Source organism: Chitinophaga japonensis, assembly GCF_007830125.1.
Classification (GTDB): Bacteria; Bacteroidota; Bacteroidia; order Chitinophagales; family Chitinophagaceae; genus Chitinophaga; species Chitinophaga japonensis.
In genome coordinates this window covers 1,436,288-1,459,578 of record NZ_VLLG01000003.1, presented here as the reverse complement: position 1 = coordinate 1,459,578, position 23,291 = coordinate 1,436,288, and the positions used below count along the sequence as shown (strand labels likewise).

Here is a 23,291-nt window from a genome sequence, read left to right as displayed (position 1 = left end):
TGTTTCACCCGACGAACCCCTGTTTTTTAATGGCCAATGGCTGGCAATTACCTGCCGGTTAAAAAAAAACGGGGCGGCTTAACATCAGATTAACGAATAAGGAATTTTTATATACTATGTTTGTAAGGAAAGACTGAAAAGTTTTTTCGTTTCACAGTATACTCGTCCCGGGAACAGGGAAGAGAGCATCATCAATCAGGGCGCAAAGGGGCCGTCTCGGTAAGGAGGCGGCCTCTTACTTTGTACAGGGCACAAAAGAAAAGGCTGCTTCAGAACTGAAACAGCCTTTTCACTTTAACAGTTCATAACCATAGTCTACAGACTACAGACCGCTGCCGCTTCCTGCACCATTACTACAATAACAGGCAGTGGTCTGCCGGCTGTCAACCGGCTATGTTAATCTTTCAGCTTATGCAGGAAAGAGGAAAGCTTGAACAGCAGCTCGTCCTGCAGACCGGCCCGCAGCTTGGCCTCCTCATCGGTAATGCCTAAACGGCGCAGGCGCTGGTAATGTACATAGGAGCCGCCTATCAGTTCCAGGCATTCCTGGATCTTTTCCTTGATCTCGGTTTCTTTGGCGCGCTTTTCAAACTCCTTCCGGGTCAGGATCTTGCCCACGAAATAAAAGTTGTCCTTGTCCTCTATCCATTCCTGGCCTTCCCGGTGCTGGGGCTTGTACACTTCCAGGAAGCAGTTTTCCAGGCGCAGCATCTTGCCAAACTCCGTACGTATATCTATAACCGTGGGTTTTTCTGCGGCAGGGTTCGCCAGCTTCTTTTTGATCAGGTCGCTGACAGCCACGCCCATGTCCCCGCTACTCATCAGGAGCTGGTTTAGCTCGGAAAACTCCAGGCCGATGCTGATGCGGTTGTAGCGGTTGCCGGAGCGGATCTTGCCATACAGGCAGGGAGACGCATGCTCGTCCAACACAATATCTTCCACCTGCAGCTTGCTGATCGTGCGATAATTAGGCACGTACCCCTGTGCCTCCGGGGTGGCCCTTTGCGCAGGCGCCTTGGCAGACTCCTGGCGGCGGCTGTGCAGGATAAAATCGTCTACAAAGCGCAGCTCCTGCTTTTTGAGCCGGGCATACAGCTCATGGGTAGTGTAATGGCTGATCTTGCTCAGCAGCAACAGCTCATTCCAACTGTCAAAATGCTGTACTTTCTTCAGCTCGTCCAGCACATCCACCGGCGCCATATTGCGGCGGTACAGCAGCTCTCCTACCAGGAACAGGGCATACTCATGCACGGTATAGCCCAGCTCAGGCAGCACATCATACGGGCTCCTTTTCTGGTTGCGCGCATGGTTCAACACTTCAACGTCTGACATAACAGGTGATAATAAATATGTTCGGGCTGCCGAACGCAGCTTTTTGCTCACGTAATCCAACAGGTGGTCGTTTACCTGGGCATGGTTCACGAAATCATGCAGGATCTGCACAAAACGCTTGGAAGCGGGCAGTCCGAACTGCGAAAGGATATCGTTCTCCATGTCCCCCACCTCCTCTTTTCCGGGTTTCACCCGTTGATCCAATTGCCGGTAACGCTGGTAATACTCCTGCAACTTTAGTTTTAGCTGGTCCATATATTGATTTGTTTTTATTTGTAAATAAGTCCCCCGGGACAAAATGCCTGTATTGATCAATATATCTATGATATTAATGATCAATAGGTTAGCTTACCGGCAATGCCAGTCCGTTCCAGGTATCGGGTAGTAAGTAGAATGGGTGTCCCAGATAAATAGAAAAGCCCAGCAATTCGCCGAGCTAGTAAGTAGGTTTGCGAAATGCAAATATAGCAAATTCCGGGGGAAAAGCCTACATTTATAACAGATATACACCAGTGGTAACTCCAAAAACCAGCATGATATGGCACCTCCCCGGTCCTGGTCCCCTGGCAAGCAGCCTTCCCGTCCCTCCCATACCGAGGCTTTACGGATCGTTCATGAAGAATCCAACAGGATCAGCGGCTGGTCCCTGCTGATCATCGGCGGTTCCCTGCTGGCGCTGCTGGACAATAACTACCTGAAAACCAGCGGTCCTTACAGGGCTATCTACCTGATCTATATCCTGGGCTGGGTATCCCTTTGCCTGTCCGTGTACTGGGGGCAGCGGGTCACCCGCGGCTACCTGGCCAGCCTGTTTGTGAAAAAGGTATACCTGGACGGGATCGTGGAACAGGTGAACCTGCGGTTCCGGCGGCAGATCAACTGGTTCATTTGCGGGGTGATGGTGTTTGCCGCCTGGATGCTGGCCTACCTGCTCCTGTGGATATTACCGGTAACGCCATAAAAGACTGAAGACTACGAAATAAATATTACCAACCAATGAAACACTGCAAATGCACGGATTTCCCTTTTAGTCCTCACGTGCCCTGCTACAAGGTTTGCACCGGCAGGATACTGAACTATGCCCGGCCGGAGGAGCTAACCGGCATCTTCCACATTCCGGGGCCTATCGTGGAAAAGATCACGGAGATCAACCTGCGGGGCCAGGCCCAAACCCTGGACGACTACCAGCAGCTACTGTTCTCGGAGGAATTTGCTACATTGAACCGCCTTTTCTTTGGCCTGGAGCACAACCCGGCCGCCCTCCGCTGGCTGAGGGAAAATATGTCCCAATCCGAGCCGGTACCGGAAGAGGAGCCCGTACCGGTATCCTGAGCGCCGGCAGCGGGGCATACAAGCAAAAAGCCCGTCCCGGAGAAACCGGAACGGGTTGATCTAACCTATATACTGAACAGCTCAACTAACTGCGCTGTGCCTTCCTTTCTTTTATGGCTTCCTTCATTTTAGCCTTCATCTCAGCCTTCATTTCATCATACTTTTTGGCCTGTTCTGAAGTGAACACCTGCTTCAGCTCCGCGTCCTTCTCCTGGTTGACGCTTTTGGCCGCTTTCATTTTGGCGAACCGGCCGCCGGAACCTTGTAGCACGGACTGCATTTTTTCTGCGTATTTCAGGTTGATGCCGGATACCTTTTGCGTCTGTTGCTCATCCAGGCCCAGGTTGGTTTTCAGGTATTCCGTCTGCATCTGCGCCCGCTCTTCCGGGGTGGAATTTTTGAAGTCTTCCATGGACTGGGCCCGCAGGGCCATGGGCGTAAGGCCCAGCAGCAGTACCAACAGGCCGCCGGCCATGCGTAGTAAGAATTGTTGCTTTTTCATGTTGTTACTATTTGTTTTTTTTGTTGTTTACCTTGGACCGTTTAACGCCCCCATAGGTTATGGCTGCAGGGGTGAAGCGGATAAACCGGCCGCTGAAGCGTCCTTTACTTCCCCTGATCTTTTCCTGAACAGTTTTTTGAACCCGTACAGCATCAGCACAAAAGGGTTATGGCTGATAAAACCCTCTGTAATGCCGTACCGGACCTTTTCCGTCTCCGGCTGGTAGGTACGGAACAGGCGGTCCCAGATCATCAGCACGCCGCCAAAGTTCTTATCAATGTAAAGCGGGTTGCTCCCGTGATGCACCCGGTGGGCGGAAGGCGTGTCGATAATGCCTTCTACGGGCCCCAGCTTGCCCACCGCCTCCGTATGCAGGAAAAACTGGTACAGCAGGTTCAGCGCATAAGAGAGCACGATCAGCCCCGGTGGAAAGCCCAGGAGCGCCGCAGGTATAAAGAAGAGCGGGCTTACCAGCGCATTGAACCAGTGAAGGCGGTAGGCGGTGGTAAGGTTCATCAACGGGCTGGAATGGTGCACCACGTGAAAAGCCCATAAGGGCTTCCATACGTGTGAGGCGCGGTGAAACCAATAATAAAGGAAATCCGCCGTGATAAAACAGGCCAGGAATACCCATATGTTAAATGGCAAATGTACCGGCGCCAGGTCGGCAAAGAAATGCAGCAGCGTGAGCTGGTAGCCGGCAAAAAGGAACTTGGAGAGCTGGAAGCCGGTCAGTATGGCAATATTGGCCAGGGTTTCCTTCAACTGGTACGCCTTTTTATCCCGCCGCCAGCTCCATATCATTTCCGCGATGACCAGGAAGGCGATGAACAACAGTATGCCTCCCCTGTAATGTCCGATAGTACTATGCATAACTGTGCATTTAAGAATACAGCAGCAAATTGCACCGGAATACGAAGACGGGAAAGCAGGGAACGGGTGAAGCGGCCAGGTTGGGGGGCGAAATCATTAGCCGCTAATTATTCATCCAGGCCTTGAAGGCGGGCACACGGGCTTTGCTGATCAGTATCTTCTCCGTGGCTTCCGGCAGGGTTCTTACCAGCAGGCGCCCGTTAAAGAAAAAGTTCACTTCCTGCACGGCCCTGCGCTGGATGATAAATTGCCGGTTGGCCCGGAAGAACAGTTGCGGGTCCAGTTGCTGCTGCAACTGCTCCAGGGTAAAATCAATGGTATACTGCCTGTGCTCAAAAGTGCAGGCCTGCACCACTTCATTGGCCGTGTAGAACCAGGCGATCTGCGCGGCCTCCAGGGGGAGCAGCTTTTCCCGGAAATGCACCAGGAAGGACTGCTTGTAGGCCGGCTGCTCCTGCTGCAGCATCTTCATCAGTTGCAATACCTGCTCCCGGGCGCCGGCAGCCGGGCCATTGCCGGCGAACCTGCGGAACTTCTGCAGGGCCTGGCTGATCTCCTCCGCATCATAAGGTTTCAGCACATAGTCGATACCGTTAGCCTTAAAGGCCTGCAGCGCATAATCGTTGTAGGCGGTCACAAAGATCACGGGCTGCTCCACCCTGGTTTGCCCGAATATCTCGAACGAAAGCCCGTCTGTGAGGCGGATATCCATGAATATCAACTGGCAGGCGGCCGGGTGCTGCTGCAGCCAGTTTACGGATTCCGCTACGCCGGGCAAAATGGCGGCCACGGTAATGGCCGGGTCTATTTCCTGTAAAATATGCTGCAGGTTCCTGGCCGTTACCGGCTCGTCTTCGATGATCAGCACCTGCAGCGGCGCCGTACTATGCATGTAATGGTATTTTTACAATAAAATGCTGGTCCGTACGTAGAATGGTGATCTCTTTCTTCAGCAGTATCCGGCAGCGCTCATTGAGGTTCAGCAAGCCCTTGCCGGAATATTCCTGCGGGAAATGCACGGGCTGCAGGTTGTTCCTCACCCATATCTCCTCGTCCTGCACAAATACTTCCACCCGCAAAGGCTGCGTGGCGGAAGCGCGGTTATGCTTGGCTGCATTCTCTATCAGCAGTTGCAGGGAAAGATGCGGCACCTGCCGGTCCAGGTAGCGCACCGGCACCTCCACCTTTATAACAATGCCTTCCTCAAAGCGCATCTGCAGCAGCTCTGTAAAGGAGTGCAATTGCTGCAGCTCATCCTTCAGCGGTATCAACTGCTGCTGCTCCTGCAGCAGGTTCCGGAAAATACGCGACAGGTGGCTGATGAACTGCTGCGCGCGTGCCGGGTTCTCCCGCACAATGCCGGACAGCGTGCTCAGGGAATTGAAAAAGAAATGCGGGTTCAGGTGCTGCTTCATCAGCTCCAGCTCGGACCGCAGGTAGCGGCTTTTGAGCTGCTCCGTTTCCAGCTCCCGGGCCTGCGCCTGCCGCAGCAGGTAAATAATGCGCACCATCAACATCACCAGCACCAGGCTTAGGCCCAGGCGGGCAAAATACGTGGCGCGGTAAAAACGCAGCGGCAGGTGCGAGGTGTCCGCAAACAAATGCCGTTGCGTAAATATGCCAATGGCGGAAAAGAGCAGGAGCAACCCGAAATTCCACAAGGGATAAACGGCAAAGCCCGTCCCGCCCTTCCCGGGCCGCAGCCTGGGAAACCAGCGCAGGTTCAGCTCAAACGTCAGCCAGCAGAACAGGAAGTTGTAACCGAGCTGGAAAATGACCTCCGGCAGGTTAAAGGTCACGAACTGGCTCACCCAACCGTTGCCGCGCACCTGCAGCAGCTTGGGAATATTCATCAGCAAGGCTACCAGCAGGGAGCTGTATAAGATGATCTTCTTCTCAAAAACCGGTTGCATGCGCCAAATATGGCGAAATCCGGGGAATTAAAGGCACATTTCCGGGGGCCAGGCTGCCAATAAGGGGGGTGAAATGACTAAAATAGCAAAAGTCCACCTGGAAGGCGGACTTTTACCGGTATCAAACATTTAGTTGCCGTGTTACTTTTTTGCGGTAGCGGGCTCCGCTACTTTCTTGGCAGGTACGGCCTCGCTTTCGTTGGAAAGCTCGTTGCGCCTGTCAAAATCCACCAGTACGGGCGCTGCCACGAAGATGGAGGAATAAGTACCGATGATCACACCGATCAGCATGGCGAAGGCGAAACCGCGGGTCACGTCGCCGCCGAAGATGAACAGGATCAGGATGGTGAGGAACACCGTGAGCGAGGTCATAATGGTACGGCTCAGCGTATCATTGATCGCACGGTTGATAATAGTGTTCCGGTTGCCGCCCTTGCTTTCACGGAAATACTCGCGTATCCGGTCAAACACGATCACGGTATCGTTCATGGAGAAGCCTATTACCGTCAGGATAGCCGCAATGAAATGCTGGTCTATTTCTAGGGTAAAGGGCACAATGTCCTTCAGGAAGGAGAACACCGCCAGCGTTACCAGTACGTCGTGCAGCAGGGAGAAGATGGTGCCGATGGAATACTGCCATTTGCTGAAGCGCAGCAGTATATACAGGAAGATCACTACCAGCGACAGCACGGTGGCTTTTACGGCGCCGGCGCGCAGGTCGTCCGAAATGGTGGGCGACACGGTCTGTGACCCTACAATATAACGGGAGGCAAAGGCTTCGTAGGTAACGGAAGGATCATAATGTTTCTTCAGTCCCTGGAACAGCTTCTGGGTCACTTCCTTGTCTACCGCGATGCTCTGCTCGTCCACCTTATAGGAAGTGGTGATGCTCAACTGGTTGTTGCTGCCGCCGATGGTCTTTACATACGGCTCGGATTCAAACTCCTTCTTCAGCTCTTCCCTTACCTCATTTTCATTCACCGGCTGCTCAAAGCGCACGGTAAAGCTGCGGCCACCGGAAAAGTCGATGCCGTGGTTAAAGCCGTGGAAGAAGGAGGAAACGCCCAGTATCATCACGAAGGCGGAGATCACGTAGGCGATCTTTCTTTTGCCTACGAAATCAAAGTTCGCGTGCTTGAATATTTTACGGGATATCGGTGTAAAGTACTCGAAGTGCCTTTTCTTGTTGGTCCACCAGTCAGTCACCATCCGGGATACCAGGATGCCGCAGAACAGGGACAGCAGCAAACCGATGATCTGGGTGGTGGCGAAGCCCAGTACCGGGCCCAAACCGAAGTAGAACAGGATGATGGCGGTGAGCAGGGAGGTGATGTGACCATCCAGCACGGGGGCGTAGGAACGTTTGTAGCCGTCTTCTACGGCCTGCTGGTAGGTTTTGCCCCGGCTCAGCTCATCCTTGATCCTTTCAAATATGATCACATTCGTATCCACTGCCATACCGATGGTGAGCACCAGGCCGGCAATGCCGGGCATGGTAAGCGTAGCGCCCAGGGAGGCCAGGATGCCTACGGTGAACAGCAGGTTAAGGATCAGCGCAATGTTGGCCACCCAGCCAGCGGTGTTGTAGTACACCAGCATCAGGGCGAATATGATGATGAAGGAGATGATAAAGGATTTGGCGCCGGCAGCGATAGACTCCGCACCCAGGGTGGGGCCTACGATCTGCTCCTGCACGATCTGCGCGGGAGCGGGCATTTTACCGGATTTCAGAATGTTGGCCATATCCTTGGCCTCTTCCACGGTAAAGCTGCCGGTGATGGAGGAACGGCCGCCGGATATCTCGCCCAGGATGGACGGAGCGGAGTACACGATATCATCCAGCACAATGGCTACATAATTATAGGTAGAGCGGTCGTCCGGGTTGGTGGGGGCCAGCTCGCCGGTGAGCTTTCTCCATTCGCGGGCGCCGATGTTGTCCATGGTCATGCTGATCTCGGGTTGCCCGTTCTGGTCATAATCCTGGCGGGCGTCCACTACCCTTTCGCCGCTTACCGGGGGGGCCGGGTTGGCCGGGTTCACCTTCAGGGCGTACACTTCGATGGCGCCGTTGCGGTCTTCCTTGTTTTCCTGTCCGTAGGCAAATACCAGGTCTTTGGGCAAAATGCTCTTAACGGCCGGCATCTGCAGGTAACGGTGGAAGGTAGCGGTATCCTTGGGCAGGATAACGCCCACTACCGGGCCGGGAATGATCTGCCCGTCCTGCGAGATATAAGGGCGCAGTACCGAAAACAGCGGGTTGGCTTTGGCAAAGTCCTGGTCCAGCTCAGCCTGGGACTTCAGGGAATCGGCTTTGCCGCCTTTTCCACTGTCCTTGGCCAGGTAGCTTTCCAGGCTGCCGGTGGCGGAAGTATCTGCCTTGGCGGTATCGGCCGGGGCGGCTTCCGCCTGTTGAGCGATGGTGTCTGCTTTCGGCGTGCTGCCGCCCAGGGCGTTCTTCAGCGCCTCGTTGGCCGGCTGCAGGATGCCTACCACGAAGTTCTGGTCGTTCTTGTAAGTTTCACGGAATTCCAGATTGGCGCTGGCCTGCAGGTATCTTCTTACCCGGTCCGGGTTGTCCACACCGGCCAGTTCCACGGAAATAATGCCTTTATTCTCGTCCAGGCTGATATTGGGCTGGGCTACGCCAAACTTGTCAATACGTTTCTGGAGCACCAGGTAGGTATTCCTGATGGCAGCGCTGGCCTCGCGGCGGATCACGTTGAGCACCTGCTGGTTGGAGGAATTGAAGTCAATATCTTTCTGGTAGGCATTGGCAAAGATGGTAGCCAGGCGGCCGTTGGGCTGCACTTCTTCGTAGGCCTGCCCGAACAGGGTCACAAAATCGGACTGGCTGGATTTCTTGCGCTGGCGCGCCAGCTCCAGCGCCTTGTTAAAGCCCGGGTCTTTAGACTGGCCGCTCAGGGCGCGGATCACGTCTTCCACGCTTACATCCAGCACCACGTTCATACCGCCCTGCAGGTCCAGGCCCAGGTTCAGTTCTCTTTCCTTGGCTTTGGTGTAGGTTACGTACCAGGGGAAACCGGCAATCTGCTTGTTGCCAACGCTGTCCAGTATCGCTTGTTTTCTCAGCTTAACGAGGTCGTTCAGGGTATCCTGGTAAAAAGCCCGCAGCTCCTTACTGTCCGGATATTTCTGTTCAGGTGTAGGATTTTTTTTGGTTACATCGTTTTTGGCCTGCTGCGCTACTTTCTTGTCGTAGTTGCGCACCAAAAAGGTAAAGGACAATTGGTACAGCGATATAAGGATCAACGCCGCGGCAAAAAGTCTAACCAGTCCCTTTAGTTGCATATTCGTACGGGTTTATAAATTTTTTTTAAGAGTTGCAAAGATAGAATTTAAATTGATATATTAAAGCCCTGCCTGGAATGGGCTTTTTGTGCTATTTTTTATCCAATCTGTCCGATATGCGCTATCCCGTTTTTTTACTGCTCCTGCTATCTGCGTGCAACACCGGCAAATATATACAAACCCGCCATTATCCCGCTACAGATAATTTTCTGGACACCCTGCTGCAGGCGCATGCCCAAAGGCTGGGGCCTGTATTTCGCTACCCGGACTCCTTCTACGTACAGGTTATTTACACCCGGATAGACCGGGACGCCCGCAACCGCCCCCGGTTCCGGGATTATTATTACCGGGTGGACCCGGACCGTTATTTCTACCCGGCCTCTACCGTAAAGCTGCCGGGGGCCGCACTGGCGCTGGAAAAGCTGAACGACCTGGCCATTCCCGGCCTGGACCGGGAAACACCTATGTACACGGACAGCCTGCCGGGCATTACCCCGGCCGTGTTACAGGACAGCACCGCGGCCAATGGCCTGCCCAGCATTGCCCATTACATCCGGAAAATATTCCTGGTGAGCGATAACGACGCCTTTAACCGCCTGTATGAATTCATAGGACAGGAGGAGCTGAACCGGCGCCTCTGGGAAATGAGGTACACCCGGGTACAGATCCGGCACCGCACCGGCCTGCGCCTCTCCACTGAGGCCGAGCGCCACACCAATGCCCTCAGGTTTGAGCGGGACGGGAAAGTGCTGTACCGGCAGCCCGCCCGTTACAGCACCCTGGCCTTTGCGCCCCGGCACGACAGTGCAGGCCGGGCCTACTATACGCCGCAGCGGGTGCTGGTGCAGCAGCCCATGGACTTCTCAGAGCGTAACCGCCTGCCGCTCACCGCCGTACATGACCTGCTGCGCAGCATAATTTTTCCGGAAGCTGTAACAAAACAACGCCGTTTCCGTTTAACGGAGAACGACTACCGGTTCCTGTACCGCTGCATGTCCCGGTTGCCTGCAGCAACGGGGCACCCGGCCTACGATTCCACGGAATTTTACCCGGCATATGTAAAATTTCTGTTGTTCGGCGGAGAAAAAAATGCGCAGGTGCCCCCAGGCGTCCGCATTTTTAACAAACCGGGATGGGCTTATGGGTTTTTAACGGATGTAGCCTATATTGCGGACTTTACCCACCAGGTAGAGTTCATGGTATCCGCCACAGTGTATGTAAATAAGAACGGGGTGATAGGAAACCGTTACGAATACAGCGAGACCGGTAAACCCTTCCTGAAAGCATTGGGGCAGGTGCTGTATGAATATGAGCTGCAGCGTAAAAGAAAATACCGGCCGGATCTTTCACGTTATAAATAGCAATAACTTTTAACCAATATCAAATCAATAAAAAAATCAGTGTGATGAGGACTAAAAAGTATCGTCTTTGGGCCGCCGCCCTTGCAGTAACTGTAACCGGGTTTACCGCCTGTTTGAAATCGGATGATAATGTGACGCCCCAACGGCCACAGGCAGCATACGTATTTCTGAATGCATCCACCTATAGCGCAGGCGTGGACATTTTCCATAACAGCACCAAGCTTACCAACAACGGGCCCTTCAAGTTCGGGGCGATAGACGATTACTATACCTACGGGGGCACCCAGGAATTTGTATTCAAAGCCGGTGGCAAGGACAGCACCGTAGGCAGCATATTGGCGAATTTTGACTCCACTAAATACTACACCATGGTGATCTACGGGGAAAACCCGCAGGTAAGGGCAGTAGAGAACGATTTCACCAATGCCAGCAACACCAAGGTCAACTACCGTTTTTACCAGCTCAGCCCCAGCGAAGGCGCAGTGGACCTGTTTATAGACGGCAAGAAGGTGGACAGCATGCGCAGCTATGACGGCGGCGCGCTGAGAAGCGGTTTTATGCAGTTAGACCCCGTTGGCACCTCCAGGCTAACAGTGAAGGCAGCCGGCACAGACTCCGTACTGGCGGAAAATACCAGCCCATTATATCCATTGCAAACGGGAGGCGTGTTTACCATTTACTACACGGGCCTGAAAGGCACTACCGGCGATTACAAGCCGACGGTTAATACCGTGATCAGTTATTTCTAGGCAATTTACAGCCGCACAATAGCCTTACAACCGGCAACGGCGCGAAGCTGCCATGAATGTTCATGGCAGCTTTTGTTTTTTCTTTGATTTTAACCTGATTAACTGTAGGTTTGTCCCGCTCAATCCATCATTCCATGACAAAAATAGCAGAAAGACTATCACGCATTTCGGAGCCAGAAACGATCAAAATGTCTAAACTCAGCCGGGAGCTGAAAGCACAAGGCATAGACGTTATAGACCTGAGCATCGGGGAGCCAGACTTTGATACTCCCGAACATATTAAAGAAGCGGCCAAAAAGGCCATAGACGACGGCTATACCCACTATACGCCGGTAGCCGGCTACCTGGATGTTCGCCAGGCAGTGGTGCAGAAGCTGAAAAGGGACAACGGCCTGGATTATACACCGGAACAGATCGTGCTGTCCACCGGCGCCAAACAGAGCCTGATCAACGCTATCATGAGCGTGGTGGACCCGGGCGATGAGGTGATCATTCCCACCCCCTACTGGGTCACCTATTCCGAACAGGTAAAGCTGTCCGAGGGCAAGATCGTATTTGTGAACTGCAGCCTGGAGAATGGCTTTAAAATAACGCCGGAGCAACTGGAAGCGGCCATTACGCCCAAAACCAAGCTGTTCATGTTCTCCAGCCCCTGCAACCCCTCCGGCGCGGTGTACTCCAAAGCCGAGCTGGAAGCGCTGGCAGCCGTATTTAACCGCCATCCCAACGTGTTCGTGATCTCCGACGAGATCTATGAATATATCAACTATGTAGGCCGGCACGAAAGCATCGCCCAGTTCCCGGGCATGCAGGAGCGCACCATCATTATCAACGGCCTGAGCAAAGGTTTTGCCATGACCGGCTGGCGCCTGGGCTATATGGCTGCTCCCCTGGAAGTGGCCAAAGGAGCAGACAAGATCCAGAGCCAGTTCACCTCCGGCACCTGCTCCATCACCCAAAGGGCTACCATCACCGCCCTTACCGGCGACCTGGCCCCTACCCAGGCGATGGTGGAGGAGTTCCGGAAAAGGCGCGCCTTCGTGTACAAAGCGCTCTCTGAAACTCCCGGCCTGAAAGTATCCGAGCCGGAGGGCGCTTTCTACCTCTTCCCGGATGCCAGCTCTTTCTTCGGCAAATCCGCCGAAGGCACTACCATCAATAATGCCGATGACCTCTGCATGTACCTGCTGAACAAAGGTCATGTATCCATGGTATCAGGTGCGGCCTTCCAGGCGCCCAACTGTATCCGCCTGTCTTACGCCAACTCCATGGAAAAGCTGGAGGAAGGCGTAAAAAGGCTGCAGAAAGCCCTGGCTGCGCTGAAATAAAGCGCCACTAAGCAAATGTGCGGATGTGCAAATGAAATTCATTTGCATATCTGCACATTCGCACATCTGCAAATTATTTATATATATTTGCATGAAAATTACTACCGATCCATGCCCTCCAGCCAAACATTACTTTACATCGTTATCACAATAGGCGCTATTGCACTGGTATATATGACCATTAAGGACCTGCTACGCAAGCCGGGAAAACAGGAACCTGACACAGCCGGCAGCGGCGACGGGAGGAGCGCGCAGAGCGCCGTACTGCCGTTACAGTTACAGGCCTATGAGCGGCTGGTGCTGCTGGTGGAACGCATCAACCCGCAAAGCCTCATCAGCCGGGTATACCAGCCGGAAATGACGGTGGTGGACATGCAGATATCCCTGGTACAGACTATCAAAGCGGAGTTTGACCATAATATTTCCCAGCAGATCTATGTATCGCCCGCGGCATGGGAAACCGTGAAAACGCTGAAAGAACAGACCATCACCCTCATTAACCAGATAGCCACCCAGTTGCCGCCGGACGCACCGGCCAAGGAGCTGAACAAACAGATACTGGAAACTTTCCTGCAGTCCGGTGAATCCCCTTCAGACGTGGCCGCGCAGATACTGAACGCGGAAGCCAAAAAAATAATGAGATAATTATTTCTTCACCATCTCTACCCTTTTCGGCCGGATCACCTCATACAGCAGGTATCCCTTGCCGTTAAAGGAGATATACAAGGGCTCTCCCATGTACCAGGGCGATCCGGGAGTGGTTTTGGCATGTGCCTGTATGTGCAGGTGCGGCTCCGAGCTGAAGCCGGAATTGCCCACGCAACCCAGCGCCTGGCCCTGCTGCACCCACTGGCCTTCATGCACCACTACGCTGCCCTTCTTCATATGCGCCAGGAATACGTAGCTGGAATCCGTTTCCAGCAGCACCTGGTTGGTGTTCTGCGGACCCCGGTCCATGTTGGGGGGGATATTGTCGGGGTTATCACTGTATGCCCGCACTACGCGGCCACTGCAGGGCGCATAAATAGTATCGTTGAATATCTCGTAGTCTTCCAGCCGGCGGCTGAATATCTTGTCGGCCCGGCCGCCCCAGTCGTTCAGCTTCACGATGTCCATGGCATAGATAGCGCCCCGCAGGCTGAAATGAAAAAGATTGGTGGGCAGCCCCTTACCGCCCTGCAGCACAAAATAGCGGCCCGTTTTCAGCGGGAAAGCCAGTTCTATACGCTGCTGCCGCAGGCCGGTGGTGCCGGTAAAATAACCGGTGCACAGGAGGATGAATATCCCTGCCCATACCAGTGACAGGACCCGCTTCCAGGCGCGTGGCGCCGCCCCCCTTTTTTTACGGAAAAAAACGGACAGCAGGCATAGCAGCAGGCAGATGCCGAATGCAAACTTGGCATGCACCGTAAGGTACACCCAGGTGCCATACAGGTATACGAACAGGCCCAGGGTCAGGGCCAGCAATAAACGGGACCAGCCATACCGGAAAGGTTTGCCGGTGGCTGTAAGCATCAGCACCAGGCTCAGTAACGCCAATGCCAGTGTGATGAATAAAATGCCGTAAATGAACATATGCAAAAGAACAAAATTATGTAACATTGTTTATGGAAAAACACGTAACAGATGCCGGCATTATTATTCAACCGGTATACACCCAGCCGGTACCTTTAACGGAGCTGCCGGGCCAGTTCCCTTACACCCGCGGCATACATGCTACCATGTACCGCGACAAGCTGTGGACCATGCGGCAGTATGCCGGTTTCAGCACGGCGGAGGCTTCCAATGAAAGATACCATTACCTGCTGCGGCAGGGCGTAATGGGGCTGAGCGTAGCGTTTGACCTGCCTACCCAGATAGGCTATGACTCCGACCATCCCATGGCGGAGGGCGAAGTAGGCAAAGTAGGCGTAGCCATTGATTCCCTGGAAGATATGGAGCGGCTGTTCAAAGGCATTACGCTGGAAAATATCTCCACTTCCATGACCATTAACGCCACGGCATTCATCCTGCTGGCATTGTATGTGGCCCTGGCCAAAAAACAGGGCGCAGACCTGAAAAAATTGTCCGGCACCATCCAGAACGATATACTGAAAGAGTACGCCGCGCGGGGCACTTTTATTTATCCCCCGCAACCTTCCATGCGGCTCATTACCGACATCTTTGCCTGGTGCAGCCGGGAAGTGCCCCGCTGGAACACCATCTCCATCAGCGGCTACCACATTCGGGAAGCAGGCGCCAATGCCGTGCAGGAGCTGGCCTTTACCCTCTCTAACGGCAAGGCATACCTGAAAGCCGCACTGGAAAAAGGACTGGATATAAATGTGTTTGCACAGCGCCTGTCCTTTTTCTTCAACGCGCACAACCACCTGTTTGAAGAAGTGGCCAAGTTCCGGGCCGCCCGGCGCATGTGGGCCAACATTACCCGCTCCCTGGGCGCTACGGACGCCAAGGCGCAGATGCTGCGCTTTCATACGCAAACCGGAGGCAGCACCCTCACGGCCCAGCAACCGCACAACAATATTGTACGGGTGGCCGTGCAAACCCTGGCCGCCACCCTGGGCGGTACCCAGTCCCTGCACACCAACGGGTATGACGAAGCCCTTTCCCTGCCCACGGAAGAAGCAGCCCGCATTGCGCTGCGCACCCAGCAGGTCATCGGGTATGAAAGCGGGATAACGGATACGGTAGACCCGCTGGCCGGCTCCTACTACGTAGAAGCCCTTACCAATGAGGTAGAGGCAAAAGCCTGGGACCTGGTGGCCCGCATTGATGCGATGGGCGGCGCGGTAAGCGCCATAGAGCAGGGCTTTGTGCAGGAGGAGATAGCGCGCAGCGCTTACAAATACCAGCAGCAGGTGGAGGATGGCGAAAAGATCATTGTAGGGGTGAACAAATTCACAATGGAAGAGCAGGCCGCACCGGACGTGTTCCGCATAGACGACAGCATCCGCAGGGTACAGGCCGAACGCCTGCAGTCGCTGCGCGCCAGGAGGGATAACCAGCAGGTGCAGGCATTGCTGCAGCAACTGGAAGCAGGCGCCCGCACGGAAGATAACCTGATGCCGCTGGTGGTAACGGCCGTGGAAAACTATTGTACGCTGGGAGAAATTGCCGACACCCTGCGGAAGGTATGGGGAGAACATAGGTAGTTTTCACTATTTTTACAGCATGCATCTGATTTACTACAATACCTGCCCGCTCTGCGGGTCGTCCAACATACGAAAGGCACTTGCAGCAAAGGACCATACGGTATCAGCAGAAAAGTTTGAGATCTGGCATTGCGGCCATTGCACCGGCCGGTTTACGCAGCACGTACCCGACAGCAGCCACATCGGGCGCTACTATCAGTCCCAGGAATACATCAGTCATTCCGAAACGAAAAAAGGCATCATCAATCGTTTATACCACAGCGTTAGGAAGATCACCCTCCGCTCCAAGCAGAACTGGGTACGCGCCGCTACCGGTCTCAAACAGGGCAGCCTGCTGGACATCGGCGCAGGCACCGGCGCCTTCCTGCATTACATGCGGCAGAACGGGTGGCAGGCCACCGGCCTGGAACCGGATGAACAGGCCCGGCAGAACGCGCAGAAAATATATAAAGTGGAGGCCCTGCCGGTGGAGGAGCTGTTCTCCCTGCCCGCCGGCGCTTACGATGCCATTACTATGTGGCATGTGCTGGAGCATGTGCATGAGGTGCATGCCTACCTGCGGCAGATACATACCCTGCTGAAACCTGAAGGCGCGCTGCTGATCGCAGTGCCGAACTATACCTCCCCCGATGCGGAATATTACGGTGAGTACTGGGCCGCCTACGACGTGCCCCGCCACCTGTACCACTTCTCCCCTTCCTCCATGGAACAATTGCTGCAGCAGCACCGGCTGAAGATCGTGAAAAAACACCCCATGGTGTTCGACGCCTTTTATGTAAGCCTGCTAAGCGAAAAATACAAAACCGGCCATCAGCGCATGCTGGCCGGCGCCTGGCACGGGTTCCGCTCCTACCGGAAAGGATTGAAGGAAACGGACCGCTGCAGTTCCATTGTCTACGAATGCAAACTGGCGTAAAAATATGCGGATGTGCAAGGCTGCACATCCGCATATTCATTAATACAGGTAATTCAGCGCTACCCGGTCATTTGCGTTAAACGTACGGTTGCCGCCGTTAGAGCAGGCCAGCATCCAGGAAGCCGCATCCGAGCCGGTGGGCGTACCGGGAATATGTACGGCGCCCACGCCGGCGGAACCTTCGTTACCGCCGCTGCCGCAACTGTAAGCGCGGTTCATGTAATCCGTATGGCGGAAGCCGATGCAATGCCCGATCTCATGCTGTATCACAGACCCCACATAATTTACATTGGGATTGGAGCCGTAAGCCTGCGGGTGCGTGTTCATGCGGATCGTGTTGTAAGGGTTGCCGCTGCTGGTGGGGAAACCGGCAGAGCCCAGGGTGATGAAGCCGCCGCTGGGGCCCTGGTAAAAGCCCTGTATGGTAATGTTGGCAGTGCCGCTGGTCACGCGCTGGAAAGTAATGCGCAGGCCCAATGCATTATACCGGGAGATGGCCAGGTCGGTGCCGTCAATAAAGGCCTGGCTTAAACCGCTCACACGAACGGTGATCACGCGGGGCAGCGCGGTCACCAGGTTGTTGGTGCGGTACTGCTCCACTTCTGCAATACGCAGGTTGGGAGAGGTGGGCGTGGAAGCCAGGTCCTCTTCATCCAGCAATATATCGCCTTCTACCAGGTAGCCGCCTTCTATTTTTCTTACGCCGGCGGTGCTGAAACCTTTGTTACTGATAGCTTGCAATACATCCTGTGAAACGGCTTCCGGCTGTTGTGCCGTTTCATTGCTCTCTTTCTGGCAGGAAATGAACAGGGCGCCGGCCAGCAGGCAGCCAGCCAGCGAAAGGGTTACTTGTCTGATCATACTTGTGGGTTTTGGTTGTTGGAAAATCGACTTGATTTGCTCTTGCATAGTATATGTGTGTTTAGGATAAGTACGGCCATACGCAGGACGCTGGCGCCCCGATGGCGGGCGTCAGAAAGGGTTGTATGATCTCGGTTAAAGGAAAGGTACAGGCAAAATACTGCCGGTGTGAAACGGGGCGTTCCACCTTTCATTTTTTCACCAATAACCGTACGAAGAAGTCCTGAATTTAAACGTCAGACATAGTGCGTTGTGCTGTAACCTGTGCTCTGCTAAAACAGTTCGGATTTAGATTTTGCTTGTTTTCAATTAGATCTTGGTCTGCTGGGTCGCTCATTCATTTTTCACGTTTCCAATATTACAACATTCAAATAATTTAAAAAAAACATTTTTCTTAAGCAATATAAAAAATTGGGAGGTGCAACTGATTTGCCGTAGCTTTAATATGCGCACTACAATGATATTTCCCTGCATGCAACTCATCGTCGCAAGATCGCTACTGGCGCTGCTGTTCCTGTTTGTTTCCCTGCAGCTCCCGGCCCGGCAACAACCTGGCAAAGACACTATATTACAACGCTACGGTATTTTAACGGATAGCGGCACTACGCAACCTGCCCGGCATAAATCCGTTTTTTACCTGGTAAAATTTCGCGCCTATCCCGGTAAAAATGCACTCCAACCTTACGGGTTGGTAAAGGCCCTTACCCGCCATCATTATATCCTGCAGCAGGCAGTCACCGATACCGCGCTGCTGCGCAAAGTGGCGTATACCTATGCGGCCAACAGCAACTGGAAAAGCACACCAGTCCTGCTGCGGCAACTGGAACAATTGCGGGATGCGGACAGCATTACCGTGCAGGCCAGCCTGGATACCGGCCTGGCGCTGCCCGCCTGGTGCCGCATATACCGGCAGGTAAGCCGCAGCATCGCCATTATGCGGGTCAAAAAAAGTGACTGGGCGGATTTCATTGCCCAACCGGCACTGCGCTTTGCAGATGCCCTGCGCCGGCCCGGCACCGAAACCGCGATCAGTAACAATGACCTCACACTGAACCGCATTACCGCGGTGCACCGGCAGTACCCGCAATTGCAGGGCCGCAACATGGTAGTATCCCTGAAAGAGAACCTGTTCGATACCACCGATGCGGACATACAGGGCCGGTATATGGCTTCCGGCATTGCCGCCACCAGTGTGGATGCGCATGCCACTATTATGGCCACCCTCGTAGCCGGCGCCGCCAACTCCGCCCCGGAAGGGCAGGGCGCAGCCATGCAGGCTTTCCTCAGCTCCTCGGACTTTAACAGCACCAGTACGGACAATAAGCTGCTGCCGGACGATGCGGCCGCATACCAGGCCCTGGGCATCCGGCTGCAGAACCATTCCTACGGCACCGGCATAGAGAATTACTACGGCACGGAATCCATTGCCTACGATGAACAAACCGCTACCATGGATACGCTGCTGCACGTGTTCTCTTCCGGCAACGATGGCGACCAGGCCCCGGGCAACGGCATCTACAGCGGCATGCCCGGCTTTGCCAACCTGTCCGGCACCTACAAGCAGGCCAAGAACGTGCTGGTGGCCGGCGCTACAGATGGCAGCAACCATGTGCCTGCCACCAGTTCCAAAGGCCCCGCCTACGACGGCCGTGTAAAACCCGAGCTGGTAGCTTATGGCCTGGACGGCACCTCCAATGCTGCTGCACTCACCAGTGGTATTGCCACCCTGGTACAGGATGCCTACATACAGCAGTATGGCCGCGCGCCCTCCACCGCCCTGCTGAGAACCTTGCTGATCAACAGCGCGGACGATACCGGCACCCCGCAGGTGGACTACAGCAGCGGTTTCGGGGCGGTGAATGCGCTCCGCGCCGTGCAAACGGTGCAGGAAGAACGTTTCCGCTCCGGCGCCGTCACCACAGGCAGCAGCCAGCTTTTTTCCCTTACCGTACCGGCGGGGGTGCAGCAACTCAAGGTGAGCATCGGCTGGAACGACCCACCCGCCGCGGCCGACGCCCCCAAAGCCCTGGTGAATGACCTGGACCTCTGGGTAACAGATGCTGCCGGCAACCGCTACGATCCCTGGATACTGAGCGCTTACCCGGATGCGGACTCCCTGCTGGCGCCCGCGCACCGCGGCCGGGATACGCTGAACAATACCGAGCAGGTAACAGTGGATCATCCCTCCGGGGAAATACGTATACACGTAAGCGGTAGTAATGTTCCCCGTGGGCCGCAGGCCTACTATATCGTGTATGAATACATACCCGCCCGCTATTTCAACTGGGACCATCCCGGCCCGGGAAGCCTGCTGGCCGCCGGCAGTACCGTGCCCCTGCGCTGGGCCACCTCCCTGGATGGCAATGGTAATATTTCGTATAGCCTGGACAGTGGGGTCACCTGGCAAAGCATCGTACAGGACCAGCCGCTGGCGGACGGCTCCTACAACTGGGCCGTGCCAGCGGTATTTTCCAGGGCCTGGCTGCGCATGCAAACGACCGATACCGCCTACATCAGTCCTTCCTTTTTTATTGCGCCCACGCCGGAGCCGCGCGTGGGCTTTGACTGTACGGATTCCCTGCTGCTGTACTGGACCGGCCTGCCAGGGGCAGGCAGCTACGAGGTATATGCGCTGGGGGAACAATACCTGGAAAGGTATACCCTTACCCGTGACACCTTCGTGGTTATACACAAACAGGATCTGAACGCCACCTGGCTGGCCGTCGGCGCCGTACATGCCGACGGGTGGACCGGGCAGAAAAGCTATTCCCTGGACTACCGCAACCAGGGCCTGAGCTGCTATGTGGCCAGCCTGCTGGCCGACCCGGTGGACGATGCACAGGTACGGCTCACCCTTAGCCTGGGCAGCCTGTATAACCTGCAGACAATCTGGTGGGAAAAGCTGGCCCCCACCGGCTTTACCGTGCTGCAATCCAGCCCGGTGGACGGCAATCTCAGTTACACCATACCGGACAATGCGCCGCATGCCGGCACCAATTATTACCGGGTGCGCCTGGAAACCGCGGACGGGCGCATGCTGTACTCCGACACCGTATCGGTAGCCATGATAGGGGCCGGCAATACCTTCCTGCTATACCCCAACCCGGCCGGCAATACCCTGCAATTGCTCAGCAGCGCGCCGCAAATACGGCAGGTGCAAATCAGCGACATCAGCGGCCGCCTGTTAAAAACTTACGTGGTCAGCAACATGCAGGAAAGCATAGACGTGGCCCCGCTAACACCCGGTGTATACATTGTAGCGGTATATGAAGAAGGGAAGCGGGTATTCGTGCGGAAGATCGTGAAGCTCTGATGTGCACAAAATAAAAATGTGCAAATGGAACAACCATTTGCACATTCGCATATTTGCACATTCGTATTATTACAGGTGTATTGCCTCTCCGTACGCAGCTTCTATGGCATCCTTCACGGCTTCGCTCATGGTCGGGTGCGGGTGGATGGAATCCAGTACTTCCTGGTAGGTGGTTTCCAGCTTACGGGCGGTAACGGTTTGTACAATAACCTCTGTCACGTTGGCCCCTATCATGTGGGTGCCCAGCCATTCGCCATATTTGGCGTCAAAGATCACTTTTACAAAGCCCTCGGGGGCGCCGGCGCCAATAGCCTTACCGGAAGCGGAGAAGGGGAATTTGCCCACTTTCACTTCGTAGCCGGCTTCTTTGGCGGCCTTTTCGGTATAGCCTACAGAAGCGATCTCCGGTGCGCAGTAAGTACAGCCGGGGATATTCATATAATCGATCGGCTCCGGTTTGTGCGCGTATTTCTTTTCGTTATAGGCGATGGCCTCTACGCAAACAATACCTTCCTTGGAAGCCACGTGCGCCAGTGCCTGGCCCGGTACCATATCACCAATGGCATAGATGCCCGGTACATTGGTCTGGTAGTACTTGTCCACCAGCACCTTGCCTTTGTCGGTTTTGATGCCTAAAGCTTCCAGGCCCAGGTTCTCGATGTTGGCGGTAATGCCCACGGCGCTCAGCACTACGTCTGCTTCCAGGGTCACTTCGCCTTTCTCGGTCTTTACCCTGGCTTTTACGCCGCTGCCGCTGGTGTCCACGCTCTCAACGGAGGAGTTGGTCATGATCTCCAGGCCTTTCTTCTTGTATATCTTTTCCAGCTCTTTGGAAATATCTTCGTCCTCAACCGGCACTATGCGCGGCATAAACTCAACGATGGTCACTTTGGTGCCCAGGCTGTGATAGAAATAGGCAAACTCAACACCGATAGCGCCGGAACCCACTACGATCATGGATTTGGGCTGCTTGGGCAGCACCATGGCGTCACGGTAGCCGATCACCTTCTTGCCGTCTATCTTCAGGTTGGGCAGCTCGCGGGAGCGGGCGCCGGTAGCCATAATGATATGCTTGGCGTCCTGTACAGAGGTCTTACCGTCCTTATCCGTAATCTCCACCTGGTTTTTGCCTTTGAGTTTGGCAGTACCCATCAGCACGTCTATCTTGTTCTTCTTCATGAGGAACTGCACGCCCTTGCTCATTTTATCTGCAGAGCCGCGGCTGCGCTTGATGATGGCCTCAAAATCTGCTTCCGCCTTGCTCACGCTGATGCCGTAATCTTTGGAATGCTGTATATATTCAAATACCTGCGCCGATTTCAGTAGTGCCTTGGTAGGGATACATCCCCAGTTCAAACAGATACCGCCCAGGCTCTCCCGCTCTACAACGGCTGTTTTAAATCCAAGCTGAGAAGCACGGATAGCAGCCACATATCCACCGGGGCCGCTACCAATTACGATTACGTCGTATGCCATATTGCTTAATTTTAATTAAAAACTTGCCAAAGATAGGTAATAATGTGTTGATATGCTAATATGTAAATGTGCTGATGAAGCAGCACGAAATCCCCGTGCATATCCATCAGCACATCCATATATGCTTATACCATGCCTTATCGCAGGTCTACCACTTCCACTCCCGGGTACTTTTTGGGATCAAAAGTAAAGGTAGCGTCTGACACATTGGCGTTAGGCTTGAAATTGGTGATCTCGTAAGTATACTGGTTGCCGTTCTTCTCGAACACCTTCATACGGGCAATGTTCTGCTGTTTTTTGTCTACAGAAAGAATGACCTTGAAAATGCTTTTGGATTTGTCCGTCGGGGTCATTTCTATGTTCTGCAGGGTTTTGCCCTTTTCGGAGGTTTCCCCGGCCAGGCGGTACAGGAAGTCCTTGTCATAGAAGTTGGTAAATAATTTGGCAGGCGTAATAGTGGTTGCGCCCTGGTCTACGCTGTTGATCGTCACCTCGTTCACGTCTTTGGAATAGGTCCAGGAGGTCTTGTTGTCGCTGATGATCTCCTGCCCTTCCATCGTCACTTTATATTTAGGCCCTTTCAGGTATACGGTACCTTTCCGGGAATCTGCCACGCTGTTATTGGCGCCATGCACCTTCAGTACAAAATCGGCTGCTACAGATTTGAGGGATTTGAATTTTTTGCTCACATTATCCAGTACAGACTTGGCCTTCGGATCATTTTGCCCCCCGGACTGCGCCACACTGTTAAATACCACGCTCCCCATCAACATGCCCATTAATACAATTTTCTTCATCGTTTAAGTATATTTTGGTTTTCTGTTTCTACTCAACAATAGACAAATGTTATGCCGGTACGTTTAAAACACCCGTT

The 23,291-nt window shown here is 54.2% G+C and carries 19 protein-coding genes; 9 read left to right on the top strand and 10 right to left on the bottom strand.

What is annotated here, in order from left to right; all coding sequences use genetic code 11:
- Positions 1-396: 396 nt before the first annotated feature.
- Complete coding sequence (locus tag LX66_RS14960) at positions 397-1,587, bottom strand: hypothetical protein (protein ID WP_145714878.1); 1,191 nt, start codon at positions 1,585-1,587, stop codon at positions 397-399.
- A gap of 283 nt (positions 1,588-1,870) precedes the next feature.
- Here LX66_RS14960 and LX66_RS14955 point away from each other — a divergent pair, with 283 nt between their 5' ends.
- The gene (locus LX66_RS14955; RefSeq protein ID WP_145714876.1) at positions 1,871-2,293 is read left to right on the top strand and encodes a hypothetical protein; all 423 of its coding nucleotides are present in this window, start codon (positions 1,871-1,873) and stop codon (positions 2,291-2,293) included.
- A gap of 35 nt (positions 2,294-2,328) precedes the next feature.
- Positions 2,329-2,664 carry a hypothetical protein gene (locus tag LX66_RS14950; protein ID WP_145714874.1) on the top strand — a complete coding sequence of 112 codons (336 nt, stop codon included), beginning with the start codon at positions 2,329-2,331 and terminating at the stop codon, positions 2,662-2,664.
- Between the two features lie 85 nt (positions 2,665-2,749).
- Here the strand turns inward: LX66_RS14950 and LX66_RS14945 are convergent, their stop codons facing one another.
- From LX66_RS14945 to secDF, 5 genes are all read right to left on the bottom strand, one after another.
- On the bottom strand, positions 2,750-3,166 hold the full coding sequence (locus LX66_RS14945) for a hypothetical protein (protein WP_145714872.1): 417 nt from the start codon (positions 3,164-3,166) through the stop codon (positions 2,750-2,752).
- Positions 3,167-3,223: 57 nt separating this feature from the next.
- Positions 3,224-4,039: a sterol desaturase family protein gene (locus LX66_RS14940; RefSeq protein ID WP_145714870.1), complete on the bottom strand. Its 816-nt coding sequence runs from the start codon at positions 4,037-4,039 to the stop codon at positions 3,224-3,226.
- A 103-nt stretch (positions 4,040-4,142) separates the two neighbouring features.
- A complete protein-coding gene (locus LX66_RS14935; RefSeq protein WP_145714868.1) occupies positions 4,143-4,931 on the bottom strand; it encodes a LytR/AlgR family response regulator transcription factor in 789 nt (262 codons plus the stop codon).
- On the bottom strand, positions 4,924-5,952 hold the full coding sequence (locus tag LX66_RS14930; RefSeq protein WP_145714866.1) for a sensor histidine kinase: 1,029 nt from the start codon (positions 5,950-5,952) through the stop codon (positions 4,924-4,926). Before LX66_RS14930 ends, LX66_RS14935 begins: the two co-directional genes overlap by 8 nt.
- 141 nt (positions 5,953-6,093) lie before the next feature.
- Entirely contained in the window at positions 6,094-9,261 is a 3,168-nt protein-coding gene (gene secDF / locus LX66_RS14925) for a protein translocase subunit SecDF (protein WP_145714864.1), read from the bottom strand.
- Between the two features lie 116 nt (positions 9,262-9,377).
- On the opposite strand from secDF, the gene LX66_RS14920 reads away from it, so the two are divergent.
- The 4 genes from LX66_RS14920 (at position 9,378) to LX66_RS14905 (ending at position 13,344) form a co-directional block, all read left to right on the top strand.
- Positions 9,378-10,622, top strand: a complete 1,245-nt coding sequence (locus LX66_RS14920) for a serine hydrolase (protein WP_158642646.1) — start codon at positions 9,378-9,380, stop codon at positions 10,620-10,622.
- A 44-nt stretch (positions 10,623-10,666) separates the two neighbouring features.
- The gene (locus LX66_RS14915) at positions 10,667-11,371 is read left to right on the top strand and encodes a DUF4397 domain-containing protein (protein ID WP_145714860.1); all 705 of its coding nucleotides are present in this window, start codon (positions 10,667-10,669) and stop codon (positions 11,369-11,371) included.
- A gap of 188 nt (positions 11,372-11,559) precedes the next feature.
- On the top strand, positions 11,560-12,699 hold the full coding sequence (locus LX66_RS14910) for a pyridoxal phosphate-dependent aminotransferase (protein ID WP_211366225.1): 1,140 nt from the start codon (positions 11,560-11,562) through the stop codon (positions 12,697-12,699).
- 111 nt (positions 12,700-12,810) lie between these two features.
- Entirely contained in the window at positions 12,811-13,344 is a 534-nt protein-coding gene (locus LX66_RS14905) for a DUF7935 family protein (RefSeq protein ID WP_145714856.1), read from the top strand.
- Here the strand turns inward: LX66_RS14905 and LX66_RS14900 are convergent, their stop codons facing one another.
- Entirely contained in the window at positions 13,345-14,274 is a 930-nt protein-coding gene (locus LX66_RS14900) for a M23 family metallopeptidase (RefSeq protein ID WP_244620437.1), read from the bottom strand.
- Positions 14,275-14,306: 32 nt separating this feature from the next.
- Here LX66_RS14900 and LX66_RS14895 point away from each other — a divergent pair, with 32 nt between their 5' ends.
- Both LX66_RS14895 and LX66_RS14890 read left to right on the top strand, forming a co-directional pair.
- Positions 14,307-15,851 carry an acyl-CoA mutase large subunit family protein gene (locus LX66_RS14895; RefSeq protein WP_145714852.1) on the top strand — a complete coding sequence of 515 codons (1,545 nt, stop codon included), beginning with the start codon at positions 14,307-14,309 and terminating at the stop codon, positions 15,849-15,851.
- 19 nt (positions 15,852-15,870) lie between these two features.
- A complete protein-coding gene (locus tag LX66_RS14890; protein ID WP_145714850.1) occupies positions 15,871-16,767 on the top strand; it encodes a class I SAM-dependent methyltransferase in 897 nt (298 codons plus the stop codon).
- Between the two features lie 39 nt (positions 16,768-16,806).
- On the opposite strand, the gene LX66_RS14885 is transcribed toward LX66_RS14890, so the two are convergent.
- Complete coding sequence (locus tag LX66_RS14885) at positions 16,807-17,628, bottom strand: M57 family metalloprotease (protein WP_145714848.1); 822 nt, start codon at positions 17,626-17,628, stop codon at positions 16,807-16,809.
- A 472-nt stretch (positions 17,629-18,100) separates the two neighbouring features.
- Between LX66_RS14885 and LX66_RS14880 the strand changes: the two genes are divergently transcribed.
- A complete protein-coding gene (locus tag LX66_RS14880; protein ID WP_158642644.1) occupies positions 18,101-20,941 on the top strand; it encodes a S8 family peptidase in 2,841 nt (946 codons plus the stop codon).
- A gap of 69 nt (positions 20,942-21,010) precedes the next feature.
- On the opposite strand, the gene lpdA is transcribed toward LX66_RS14880, so the two are convergent.
- Both lpdA and LX66_RS14870 read right to left on the bottom strand, forming a co-directional pair.
- Positions 21,011-22,417 (bottom strand): dihydrolipoyl dehydrogenase, encoded by a 1,407-nt coding sequence (lpdA, locus tag LX66_RS14875; RefSeq protein ID WP_145714844.1) that lies wholly within the window; start codon positions 22,415-22,417, stop codon positions 21,011-21,013.
- 137 nt (positions 22,418-22,554) lie between these two features.
- Positions 22,555-23,214 carry a LolA family protein gene (locus LX66_RS14870; RefSeq protein ID WP_145714842.1) on the bottom strand — a complete coding sequence of 220 codons (660 nt, stop codon included), beginning with the start codon at positions 23,212-23,214 and terminating at the stop codon, positions 22,555-22,557.
- Positions 23,215-23,291: the final 77 nt, after the last annotated feature.

Coding starts and splice junctions, on each gene's coding strand:
- LX66_RS14960 (WP_145714878.1), bottom strand. CDS start 1,587: ATGGACCAGCTAAAACTAAAGTTGCAGGAGTATTACCAGCGTTACCGG.
- LX66_RS14955 (WP_145714876.1), top strand. CDS start 1,871: ATGGCACCTCCCCGGTCCTGGTCCCCTGGCAAGCAGCCTTCCCGTCCC.
- LX66_RS14950 (WP_145714874.1), top strand. CDS start 2,329: ATGAAACACTGCAAATGCACGGATTTCCCTTTTAGTCCTCACGTGCCC.
- LX66_RS14945 (WP_145714872.1), bottom strand. CDS start 3,166: ATGAAAAAGCAACAATTCTTACTACGCATGGCCGGCGGCCTGTTGGTA.
- LX66_RS14940 (WP_145714870.1), bottom strand. CDS start 4,039: ATGCATAGTACTATCGGACATTACAGGGGAGGCATACTGTTGTTCATC.
- LX66_RS14935 (WP_145714868.1), bottom strand. CDS start 4,931: ATGCATAGTACGGCGCCGCTGCAGGTGCTGATCATCGAAGACGAGCCG.
- LX66_RS14930 (WP_145714866.1), bottom strand. CDS start 5,952: ATGCAACCGGTTTTTGAGAAGAAGATCATCTTATACAGCTCCCTGCTG.
- secDF (WP_145714864.1), bottom strand. CDS start 9,261: ATGCAACTAAAGGGACTGGTTAGACTTTTTGCCGCGGCGTTGATCCTT.
- LX66_RS14920 (WP_158642646.1), top strand. CDS start 9,378: ATGCGCTATCCCGTTTTTTTACTGCTCCTGCTATCTGCGTGCAACACC.
- LX66_RS14915 (WP_145714860.1), top strand. CDS start 10,667: ATGAGGACTAAAAAGTATCGTCTTTGGGCCGCCGCCCTTGCAGTAACT.
- LX66_RS14910 (WP_211366225.1), top strand. CDS start 11,560: ATGTCTAAACTCAGCCGGGAGCTGAAAGCACAAGGCATAGACGTTATA.
- LX66_RS14905 (WP_145714856.1), top strand. CDS start 12,811: ATGCCCTCCAGCCAAACATTACTTTACATCGTTATCACAATAGGCGCT.
- LX66_RS14900 (WP_244620437.1), bottom strand. CDS start 14,274: ATGTTCATTTACGGCATTTTATTCATCACACTGGCATTGGCGTTACTG.
- LX66_RS14895 (WP_145714852.1), top strand. CDS start 14,307: ATGGAAAAACACGTAACAGATGCCGGCATTATTATTCAACCGGTATAC.
- LX66_RS14890 (WP_145714850.1), top strand. CDS start 15,871: ATGCATCTGATTTACTACAATACCTGCCCGCTCTGCGGGTCGTCCAAC.
- LX66_RS14885 (WP_145714848.1), bottom strand. CDS start 17,628: ATGATCAGACAAGTAACCCTTTCGCTGGCTGGCTGCCTGCTGGCCGGC.
- LX66_RS14880 (WP_158642644.1), top strand. CDS start 18,101: ATGCAACTCATCGTCGCAAGATCGCTACTGGCGCTGCTGTTCCTGTTT.
- lpdA (WP_145714844.1), bottom strand. CDS start 22,417: ATGGCATACGACGTAATCGTAATTGGTAGCGGCCCCGGTGGATATGTG.
- LX66_RS14870 (WP_145714842.1), bottom strand. CDS start 23,214: ATGAAGAAAATTGTATTAATGGGCATGTTGATGGGGAGCGTGGTATTT.